Origin of the sequence: Erwinia sp. (assembly GCF_031978025.1) — a bacterium.
In the GTDB taxonomy this organism is placed as follows: domain Bacteria; phylum Pseudomonadota; class Gammaproteobacteria; order Enterobacterales; family Enterobacteriaceae; genus Erwinia.
Genome location: NZ_DALZCD010000028.1, coordinates 12,958 through 23,285, shown reverse-complemented (window position 1 = coordinate 23,285; position 10,328 = coordinate 12,958). Strand labels below are relative to the sequence as shown.

Genomic DNA, 10,328 nt, shown 5'->3' with positions numbered 1-10,328 from the left:
AAACATGGCTTAACTTTAAGCGAAGGCGATGAACACGAAAAAACAGGGCTTCGAATAAGCAAAGGACAGGGCCGGGAAGTCAGGCATTTGCATTGATACTCGCCACGTTTATGGGGCAGCCTGAGCGGCAGAGATAAGGTGCAGCAGTCATGAAGACTGTAGCGGATTTATGGTCGTGGTCGTGGTCGTGGTCGTGGTCGTGGTCGTGAAAAATCTTCGTCTTTTCCGTCGTCTTCGCCATAAAAAAACCGGGGAATTCCCCGGTTTTTAAAACGCGATCAGCGGATACCCGTTACGCCAGGCGGCCGTGACACTGCTTGTATTTTTTACCTGAACCGCAAGGGCAAGGATCGTTACGTCCGACTTTACGCTCGCCGCTCTGCTCAGCCAGCGCCATCGCCGCTTCCGTTTCGGTATCCACATGGCTCAGCTGCTGCTGCTGCGCCAGACGCTCCGCTTCTTCGCGACGCTGCTCTTCCATCGCTTCAACTTCTTCCGGCATCCGTACCTGAACCTTGCTCAGCGTGCTGATCACTTCATACTTCAGTGACTCCAGCATTGCAGCAAACATGGCGAAGGATTCACGCTTGTACTCCTGCTTAGGATCCTTCTGCGCATAGCCGCGCAGATGAATACCCTGACGCAGATAGTCCATCGCTGCCAGGTGCTCTTTCCACAAAGAGTCCAGCGTTTGCAGCATCACGCCTTTTTCAAAGTTGCGCATCATCTCGATGCCGACCACTTCTTCTTTACGCTGATACTGTTCTTTGGCCTGCGTCATAATGCGTTCACGCAGCGTTTCTTCATGCAACTCAGGCTCTTTATCCAGCCACTCGGCAATCGGCAGCTCCAAATCGAAATCGTTTTTCAGACGTTCCTGCAGGCCCGGCACATCCCACATTTCTTCCAGCGACTGCGGTGGAATGTAGGTATCAATGGTGGTTTTAAACACGTCTTCACGGATGCTGGCGATGGTTTCCGATACGTCGGAAACATCCAGCAGCTCGTTACGCTGGGTATAGATAGCGCGACGCTGATCGTTAGCCACGTCATCGTATTCCAGCAGCTGCTTACGAATATCAAAGTTGCGGCTTTCTACTTTACGCTGGGCATTGGCAATAGCTTTGGTTACCCATGGATGCTCAATGGCCTCACCCGGCTTCATGCCCAGTTTACGCATCATATTGGTTACGCGATCGGAGGCAAAAATACGCATCAGCGCATCTTCCATCGACAGATAGAAGCGTGAAGAACCGTTATCGCCCTGACGGCCGGAACGACCGCGCAACTGGTTATCGATACGGCGTGATTCGTGGCGCTCGGTGCCGATAATATGCAGACCGCCGGAAGCCAGTACCGCATCGTGACGCACTTTCCAGGCGCTCTTGATCGCTTCAATCTGTTCAGGCGTTGGATCGGTCAGCTCGGCGATTTCCGCCTGCCAGCTGCCGCCCAGCACGATATCCGTACCGCGACCCGCCATGTTGGTGGCGATGGTTACTGCACCTGGCTGACCAGCCTGCGCCACGATATCCGCTTCGCGGGCGTGGAACTTGGCGTTCAGTACCGCGTGCTCGATGCCGGCACGCGTCAGCTCTGCAGAGACCACTTCCGATTTCTCAATGGAGATGGTGCCCACCAGTACCGGCTGACCGTTAGCGGTACGTTCGCGGATATCTTCAATGATCGCGTCAATCTTCTCTTTCTCGGTCATATAGACCAGATCTGGCAGATCTTTACGCACCATTGGGCGGTTAGTCGGCACTACGATTGTTTCCAGCTTGTAGATAGAGCTGAACTCGGAGGCTTCGGTATCCGCGGTACCGGTCAGCCCGGCCAGTTTTTCATAAAGACGGAAATAGTTCTGGAAGGTGATGGAGGCAAGCGTCTGGTTCTCGTTCTGGATCTCCACGCCTTCTTTAGCCTCCACGGCCTGGTGCAAACCGTCCGACCAGCGGCGACCCTGCATGGTACGGCCTGTATGTTCATCGACGATAATAACTTCGCCATCTTTCACGATATAGTCCACGTCGCGCGTAAAGAGCGCATGAGCGCGCAGCGCCGCAGTAACGTGGTGCATCATCATGATGTTTCCTGGCGAGTAAAGCGACTCGCCCTCTTCCATGATCCCTTCGCTGACCATCAGCCCTTCCACTTTCATCAGGCCGCGTTCGGTCAGATGCACCTGACGTCCTTTTTCATCCACGGAGAAGTCGCCTTCGCCCTGGAAAGTGTCGGAATCTTCTTTGTCCTGACGGATCAGGTGAGGAATGATTTTGTTAACTTTGATATAGAGTTCGGAGCTGTCTTCCGCTGGACCAGAGATAATCAGCGGCGTACGCGCCTCATCGATCAGGATGGAGTCAACCTCATCCACCAGCGCATAGTTGAGCTTGCGCTGCACGCGGTCTTCAGGGCTGAACGCCATGTTGTCGCGCAGATAGTCGAAACCGTATTCGTTGTTGGTGCCGTAGGTGATATCGGCGGCGTAGGCTTCACGCTTGGCCGGAGCAGGCATTCCCGGCAGGTTGATGCCGATGCTCAGGCCCAGAAACTCGAACAGTGCGCGGTTGTTTTCTGCATCGCGCTGCGCCAGATAGTCGTTCACTGTGACTACGTGCACGCCTTTTCCGCTAAGGGCGTTCAGGTAAGCAGGCAGCGTAGCGGTCAGGGTTTTACCTTCACCAGTACGCATTTCCGCGATGCAGCGATCGTTCAGCACCATGCCGCCCAGCAGCTGCACGTCAAAGTGACGCATGTTAAAGACGCGCTTGCTGGCCTCACGCACGGTAGCAAAGGCTTCCGGGATCAGGTTTTCCAACACTTCGCCTTTCTCCAGACGGGCGCGGAACTCGGCAGTTTTCGCCTTCAGCTCATCATCGGACAGCTTCTCAAAGTCCGGTTCCATCTTGTTGATCTGCTCAACCACTTTGCGCATACGGCGCAGCGTACGATCGTTACTGCTACCAAAAACCTTGGTTAATAATTTGATTAACATAAACAATATTCTCTCAGCCACTGCTTCTACAGCGCATCACTAAACTTTTAATGGGGGAACTATAGTTGATTTATGAGAGAGAGGCAGGCCCGGCCCGAATACCCTGCACGCTGGCCAGCCACAGGCCGGTCTGATAGCGAGGCGCATCCGTTATCTGCTGCGTTACCGTCTGACGAACAATAGCGGGCGGTCTGGCCTCATGCGTTAACAGCGCATTCAGCGTATCCAGCAGCGCCAGCCTGTGTACTTCAAGCGGCGTGGCCTGCTCAATAACGGCAGTCGGCGTCAACGTAAAAGAGAGATGGCGAATAACGGTGCGGATAGCGTGCTGGTGCCAGTAATCCACATTGAAGCTGGTACGACGGGCAAACAGCGCAAGGCTGTCAACACGCACGCTGTTGTTGATATTCAGGCTTCTGGAAGCGGTTTCTGGTAAGGTATCACCTGAGGCGTGAGGCAGACCAAAGCTCGCCGCGACCATCCCCAACAGGAGATGCGGCCAGAAATAACGTCTGCCAAATTGTCGCCAACAATTAAGAATACCCACTGTTTTCCGCCGGAGCCTGCTATGCGCGATAGTCGCCCGCAATCAATTGAAAGTTTTTTCGAAGCTGCAGAAGGCCAGAGTATGCTGCAATCCATTCAGCAACGCGCTATTGCGCTGAATAAGTTGAACCGTGCATTGCAGGGTATTATCCCGGCTCAGCTGCATCCCTGGTGCCGCGTGGCGAATTTTCGCCAGGGCGTTCTGGTGCTTGAAACCGCTAACGCCAGCTGGATGATGCGCTTACGCTATGAACAATCCAGCCTGCTGTCAGCTTTACGAGCGCAAATATTACCATCATTGACGTCAATCGACATCAGGATAAATCCAACGATGGCGGCAAAAGCTCAGGAAAATGCGCAGGAAAACAGCGTTCGACCCGCAAAAGAGAATAACCAGGGACGGCAGCTTAGCGAAGAAAGCGCGGAAATTTTACGGGGAGTCGCGAGCCGAAGCCCGGAAAAGCTAAAGAAAACGTTAGAACGACTGGCGTTGCTGGCCGGAGAGAGTACCCGCTCAGCCAGTCGTAATAAATAGCGCTTATGCCAGCACCAGGTTGGGTGCGCGGAAGGTCACAGGCAGTTCGGCTTCGTCTTCAAACGTTGCCCATTCCCAGGCTTCCTGTTTCGCCAGCACGGCCTGCAACAGCTTGTTGTTCAGGGCGTGGCCACCTTTAAACGCGGTAAACGCGCCAATGATGTTATGTCCACACATAAACAGGTCGCCGATAGCATCCAGCATTTTGTGACGCACGAATTCGTCTTCAAAACGCAGACCGTCTTCATTCAGCACGCGATAGTCATCCACTACGATGGCACAGTCGAAGCTGCCGCCCAGGCAGAGACCGCGAGACTGTAACGCCTCGATGTCGCGCATAAAGCCAAAGGTACGGGCACGGCTGATTTGACGGGCAAAAGCGTCAGCGGAGAAATCCATGCTGTAGCGCTGTGAGCTGGCATCAATAGCCGGGTGCTTAAAGTCGATGGTGAAATCGAGTTTAAAGCCGTTGTGCGGAACCAGTTCGGCCCATTTGTCGCCATCTTCAACCCTGACAGGCTGTTTGATGCGAACAAATTTTTTCGCGCAGTTCAGCTCCTGAATACCCGCGTCCATCAGCAGATAGATAAAGGGTGCCGCGCTGCCATCCATAATAGGGATTTCAGGCGCGTTAACTTCCACCACGATATTATCAATGCCAAGACCCGCCAGGGCCGCATTCAGGTGCTCGACCGTAGAAATACGCACGTCATGCTCGTTAACCAAACAGGTACAAAGCATGGTATCACGCACGGATTTGGCATCAGCCGGGAAATCAACCGGTGGATTCAAGTCAGTGCGACGATAGATGACCCCGGTATTAGCCGGCGCAGGGCGTAGCGTCAGTGTGACTTTCTTGCCGGTATGCAAACCGACGCCAGTCGCCTGAACAATACGTTTTAATGTCCGTTGTTTGATCATCGCATTATCTCGCAAAATTACTCATCCGACCGCCAGTATAAATTACTGACGGGCGAACACTTTAACACAAAGAGCGGAGAACCCCAACCTTCGGAGGATTCTCAGTCCGCCTGCTTGCGCAGGAAGGCCGGAATATCCAGATAGTCAGGCTCTTTGTTGGTTTGCGTGCCGGGCTCGTTGACCACCTTGGCGGCAGCAGGCTTCTGCTCCTGAGGCAGCGGTGCCATACCGTGCTGCTGATAACGGTGATCCATCACGGGCTGAGTCTGCGTCTGCTTGTTGGTCACCAGGGTGATTTCCGGGCGCTTATCCATGCCGATACCGGTCGCAACCACGGTCACGCGCAGTTCGTCATTCATTTCCGGATCAAGCGAAGTACCGATAACCACGGTCGCGTTGTCAGAAGCGAAGGCGCGGATAGTGTTACCCACGGTTTCAAATTCGTCCAGACGCAGGTCGAAGCCAGCGGTGATGTTGACCAGTACGCCGCGCGCGCCGGAAAGATCGATATCTTCCAGCAGCGGGCTGGAAATAGCCATTTCTGCCGCTTCTTCTGCACGATCTTCGCCGCATGCCACGCCGGAACCCATCATCGCGTAGCCCATTTCGGACATCACGGTGCGCACGTCAGCAAAGTCGACGTTCATCAGGCCCGGACGGGTAATCAGCTCGGCAATACCCTGCACCGCGCCTTTCAGCACGTCGTTAGCCGCACCGAACGCGTCCAGCAGAGAGATACCGCGACCCAGCACTTTCAGCAGCTTGTCGTTTGGAATAGTAATCAGAGAATCGACATGCTTGGAGAGCTCGGCAATACCCTGCTCCGCAAAAGCCATACGCTTCTTGCCTTCAAAATTGAAAGGCTTGGTCACGACGGCCACGGTCAGGATACCTAAATCTTTGGCGACTTCAGCCACGACCGGCGCTGCGCCGGTGCCGGTGCCGCCACCCATACCTGCAGCGATAAACACCATGTCCGCGCCTTCCAGCGCCTGACGTAATGCTTCACGATCTTCTTCCGCTGAATTGCGTCCTACTTCCGGGTTAGCCCCGGCACCCAGACCCTTGGTAATCCCGTTACCGATTTGGATGGTCTGGCCTACTGCCGTTTTGCGCAACGCCTGAGCATCGGTATTAACGGCAAAGAATTCTACACCTTCGATGCGCTCACGCACCATATGCTCTACGGCGTTACCGCCGCCGCCGCCGACGCCGATGACTTTAATCACCGCGTCATTGGTTAATTCCATAGGTTCAAACATAATTTCTCTCCGTTATGTGCCTGTCGCCTGGAGATCATAAAATAAGCCTAGCATGATCTCCTTTTCTCTAAATTAAAACTCTTTTTTCAGCCAGCTGTTGATTCGCTTGAACCAATTGCCCACTGACGCTCTTTTTTCCACATCAGCCTCACCGTTAAGGTGAGACTCTTTTCCGTAGTGCAGTAGCCCGACAGCTGTCGAGTAGTAAGGCTCCTGCGCATAATCTGTTAAGCCGGTGATGTTCAGCGGCTGGCCGATGCGTACCTGCGTATGGAATACGCGCTGTGCGCAGGCCGCCAGGCCTTCAATCTGCGCCGCGCCACCGGTCAGGACGATACCTGCAGCCAGATGGTGCTTGACGCCCTGCTGACGCAGCTGCTCCTGAAGCTGTAAAATCTCGTCATTGACCAGATTCAGCAGCTCGGTATAACGCGGCTCAATCACCTCAGCCAGCGTCTGGCGTTGCAGGCTACGCGGTGGACGTCCGCCCACGCTCGGCACCTCGACGTTTTCGTCTTTGCCAACAATGGAACCCAGCGCGCAGCCATGGCGTACCTTAATGGCTTCCGCATCGGTAGGCGGCGTGCCAAACGCATAAGCGATATCGCTGGTCACCACATTACCCGCGTACGGGATAACCTTGGTATGTCGCAGCGCGCCGCCAGTGTAAACAGCAATATCCATTGTGCCGCCGCCAACGTCCACAACGCAAACGCCCAGTTCGCGCTCATCTTCCGTCAGCACGGCAAAACTGGATGCCAGTCCGGCAAAAATCAGTTGGTCAACTTTCAGGCCGCATCGTTCAACCGCTTTCACGATGTTTTTCGCCATATCGTTATGGCAGGTGATCAAATGCACTTTCGCCTGCATACGCACGCCCGATAAGCCTACCGGATTTTTGATCCCTTCCTGATAATCGATCGCGTATTCTTGCGGAATAACATGCAAAATCCGGTGTTCGTCACGAACACGCACGGATTTCGCGGTGTGCACCACATTTTCCACATCTTCCTGGGTCACTTCTTCTTCTGAAATAGGAACCATCCCTATTTCGTTCTGACAGCTGATGTGTTTTCCGGACAGCGCCAGATAAACCGACGAAATCTGGCAGTCAGCCATCAGCTCTGCCTGGTCAATGGCGCGCTGGACGCACTTTACAACCGACTCCAGGTCGTTAACGCCACCTTTATCCATGCCGCGAGAGGGACAGCTACCCACACCGATGATATTAACCATGCCATCGGGCAAAATTTCCCCTACCAAAGCGGCGACCTTAGCGGTGCCGATTTCCAGTCCAACTACCAGTTTTCTGTCCGTCGCCTTGATCATTGTTGTTTAACCTGTGCCTGATTCTGTTGCTTATTACCGTCAGTGGTCTGAATAAGTGGCGGTGCCCAGCCTACTGCCGCGCCAGAGTCGTATCGCAGGTCCACATAACCGATCCGCTTATTTTCCGCTTGCGCCTGCTGCTGGAGCGTCGGCCAGAGCTGGATGAAGCGTTTCAGCCGCTTCATGTCCTCGTTACGCCCCAGTTCCAGTCGCGTATCGTCATCCAGTACCAGCTGCCATGAACGCCGCGCCGTCATTGACGCTGCCTTCAGCTTAAATTTTCCGGGGGCCAGCATCGCATCCATCTGGTGATAGCCTGCCAGCACCTCGGATTCACTGCCTTCCGGCCCGTACAGCATCACCCGCTTTTCTTTACCCAGGTGGTTAGCCGGCACGCTGAACGATTTCCCATTTGCATCAACCAGATGCAGGTCATTCCAGCGGGCAACCGGCACATATTCAACCAGATGAATCTTTAATTCATCCGGCCACTGCTTCCGTACGCTGACCTGTTGGATCCAGGGCAATCGTTCAATCTGCTGCTGGATAACATCCACATCCTGCGACATAAAAGTGCCCGGTTCGCCCAGCGACAGAATCGCCTGACGAATATCGTCATTGGTGGTGTAGTGCATTTGCCCCGTCACCACCAATCTTGACAGTGGAAGCCGGGAAGCGTCGTTCATCCAGCGTACCACCACGTAGCCACCTGCCGACATCACGCCAAGCACTATCAACAGAAAAAGAATGCCGGCCAGCCGCGAGCCGTTGCTGCGACCCGTGCGCGCTTTTTCCTGCGCCTCGCGATTGCGAACATTCAGAGCAGCCTGGGACATATCAGTCCGCCAGGTCCAGAATGCGAGCTACCAGCTGCGAAAAGCTCATGCCGGCTTGTTTAGCCGCCATTGGCACCAGACTGTGGCTGGTCATGCCGGGCGACGTATTCACCTCCAGCAGGTAAAACTGGCCATCGCCCCCCATCATCAGGTCAACCCGTCCCCAGCCGCTACAGCCCAGCGCGCGCCACGCTTTGATAACGATCTCGCTCAGTTCGGCTTCCCTTTCTGCCGACAAACCGCTCGGACAGAAGTACTGGGTTTCGTCAGAAAAGTATTTCGCTTCGTAGTCATAGAACTCAGAAGCCACCTGAATACGGATAGAAGGCAGAATGTCATCGCCGATCACCGCTACGGTGTATTCAGGGCCGCTCAGGAACGCTTCTACCAGCACGTCGTCATCGTGACGGAAAGCTTCATTCAGTGCGGCCTGAAGCGAGTCAGCGTCATTGACGCGGCTGATGCCCACGCTGGAGCCTTCGCTGCTGGGCTTAACGAAAACCGGCAGGCCCAGTGCGGCAATACGGGCGCGCATCTCGTCGTTAAGGCCGGCATCCATCTCTTTACGGGTAATCGCCACATAAGGCGATACCGGCAGACCGCAGCCCTGCCAAAGACATTTGGTACGCAGCTTATCCATAGTAATGGCGGAGGCCATCACACCGCTACCGGTATAGGGAATAGCGAGAAACTCCAACAGCCCTTGTAACGTACCGTCTTCGCCACCACGACCGTGCAGCGCGATAAAAGCTTTATCGAAGCCTTCTTCTTTCAGACGCGTTACCGGGAAGTCACGGATATCAACAGCATGCGCGTTAATGCCCGCCTCAAGCAGCCCGCCCAACACGGCGTTGCCTGACATCAGGGAGACATCGCGTTCCGCAGAAGTGCCACCCAGCAATACCGCTACTTTCTCAGCCATGATGTTTACCTTCTTTCTGCGGTTGTAATTTGTGTTCAGCAAGCGTGCGTGCGATGCGTCCGACATTGCCCGCGCCCTGCACCAAAATTAAATCGTTGCCGGACAGCTTTGGTGCCAGCATTTCCAGTACGGCGTCGTGGTCCGATACCAGGATAGGATCGACTTTGCCGCGTCCGCGAATAGTGCGACACAGAGAACGGCTGTCGGCGCCTGGGATGGGCGTTTCGCCAGCGGAGTAAACGTCCAGCATCAGCAGGACATCAACCTGAGACAGCACATTAGCGAAATCGTCATAAAGATCCCGGGTACGCGTGTAGCGATGCGGCTGGAAGATCATGACCAGCTGCTTGTCCGGCCAGCCCGCACGGGCTGCTTTAATCGTTGCGTCAACTTCGGTTGGATGATGGCCATAGTCGTCAACCAGCATGGCGGTGCCCTGCACGCCGTTCACGTCCTGCAGCGGGTATTCGCCCAAGAAATCGAAGCGACGGCCAGTGCCCTGGAAGCTTTCCAGCGCGCTCAGGATCTCTGCATCTTCAATGCCTTCTTCCGTGGCGACGGCTACCGCTGCGGCGGCATTCAGCGCATTGTGCCGACCGGGCGCATTCAGCGTTACCTTCAGCAGCGGCTTATCGTGGCGGGCCAGCGTAAAGTGGCCCTGCGCGCCGTGCTGCTCATAGCTGGCAATACGCACGTCAGCATCTTCGCTAAAGCCGTAGGTGGTTATCTGACGGCCTACGCGTGGGATAAGATCGCGGATCACCGCATCATCAACGCAAAGTACCGCCCGGCCATAAAACGGCAGGTTGTGCAGGAAGTTGATAAAGGTCTGCTTCAGGTTCTCAAAATCGCCCTGATAGGTATCCATGTGGTCGGCTTCGATATTCGTGACGATGGCCACCATCGGCTGAAGATGAAGAAACGATGCATCGCTTTCATCCGCTTCCGCAATCAGGTAACGGCTGCTGCCCAGACGTGC

At 54.9% G+C, this 10,328-nt stretch carries 9 protein-coding genes; 1 reads left to right on the top strand and 8 read right to left on the bottom strand.

The genetic code is table 11. From position 1 onward, the window contains the following. Positions 1-292: 292 nt before the first annotated feature. Together secA and secM are read right to left on the bottom strand one after the other, a co-directional pair. A complete protein-coding gene (gene secA, locus RTK32_RS03880) occupies positions 293-2,998 on the bottom strand; it encodes a preprotein translocase subunit SecA (RefSeq protein WP_312042192.1) in 2,706 nt (901 codons plus the stop codon). Between the two features lie 70 nt (positions 2,999-3,068). Beyond that, a complete protein-coding gene (secM, locus tag RTK32_RS03875; RefSeq protein ID WP_312042191.1) occupies positions 3,069-3,545 on the bottom strand; it encodes a secA translation cis-regulator SecM in 477 nt (158 codons plus the stop codon). Positions 3,546-3,566: 21 nt separating this feature from the next. Between secM and RTK32_RS03870 the strand changes: the two genes are divergently transcribed. Continuing rightward, positions 3,567-4,079, top strand: coding sequence for a DciA family protein (locus tag RTK32_RS03870; protein ID WP_312042190.1), 513 nt, complete (start codon positions 3,567-3,569; stop codon positions 4,077-4,079). 3 nt (positions 4,080-4,082) lie between these two features. Here the strand turns inward: RTK32_RS03870 and lpxC are convergent, their stop codons facing one another. The 6 genes from lpxC to murC all read right to left on the bottom strand — a co-directional run. Further along, positions 4,083-5,000, bottom strand: a complete 918-nt coding sequence (gene lpxC, locus RTK32_RS03865; RefSeq protein ID WP_312042189.1) for a UDP-3-O-acyl-N-acetylglucosamine deacetylase — start codon at positions 4,998-5,000, stop codon at positions 4,083-4,085. A 101-nt stretch (positions 5,001-5,101) separates the two neighbouring features. Continuing rightward, positions 5,102-6,262 carry a cell division protein FtsZ gene (gene ftsZ / locus RTK32_RS03860; RefSeq protein WP_312042188.1) on the bottom strand — a complete coding sequence of 387 codons (1,161 nt, stop codon included), beginning with the start codon at positions 6,260-6,262 and terminating at the stop codon, positions 5,102-5,104. Positions 6,263-6,334: 72 nt separating this feature from the next. After that, positions 6,335-7,591, bottom strand: coding sequence for a cell division protein FtsA (ftsA, locus tag RTK32_RS03855; protein ID WP_312042187.1), 1,257 nt, complete (start codon positions 7,589-7,591; stop codon positions 6,335-6,337). After that, positions 7,588-8,427 (bottom strand): cell division protein FtsQ, encoded by an 840-nt coding sequence (gene ftsQ, locus RTK32_RS03850; protein WP_312042186.1) that lies wholly within the window; start codon positions 8,425-8,427, stop codon positions 7,588-7,590. Before ftsQ ends, ftsA begins: the two co-directional genes overlap by 4 nt. Before the next feature lies 1 nt (position 8,428). After that, on the bottom strand, positions 8,429-9,349 hold the full coding sequence (locus RTK32_RS03845; RefSeq protein ID WP_312042185.1) for a D-alanine--D-alanine ligase: 921 nt from the start codon (positions 9,347-9,349) through the stop codon (positions 8,429-8,431). Beyond that, the coding region (murC, locus tag RTK32_RS03840) for a UDP-N-acetylmuramate--L-alanine ligase (RefSeq protein WP_312042184.1) at positions 9,342-10,328 on the bottom strand (987 nt) is incomplete at its 5' end. The genes RTK32_RS03845 and murC, both read right to left, overlap by 8 nt.

Coding starts and splice junctions, on each gene's coding strand:
- lpxC (WP_312042189.1), bottom strand. CDS start 5,000: ATGATCAAACAACGGACATTAAAACGTATTGTTCAGGCGACTGGCGTC.
- ftsZ (WP_312042188.1), bottom strand. CDS start 6,262: ATGTTTGAACCTATGGAATTAACCAATGACGCGGTGATTAAAGTCATC.
- ftsA (WP_312042187.1), bottom strand. CDS start 7,591: ATGATCAAGGCGACGGACAGAAAACTGGTAGTTGGACTGGAAATCGGC.
- secA (WP_312042192.1), bottom strand. CDS start 2,998: ATGTTAATCAAATTATTAACCAAGGTTTTTGGTAGCAGTAACGATCGT.
- RTK32_RS03870 (WP_312042190.1), top strand. CDS start 3,567: ATGCGCGATAGTCGCCCGCAATCAATTGAAAGTTTTTTCGAAGCTGCA.
- RTK32_RS03845 (WP_312042185.1), bottom strand. CDS start 9,349: ATGGCTGAGAAAGTAGCGGTATTGCTGGGTGGCACTTCTGCGGAACGC.
- ftsQ (WP_312042186.1), bottom strand. CDS start 8,427: ATGTCCCAGGCTGCTCTGAATGTTCGCAATCGCGAGGCGCAGGAAAAA.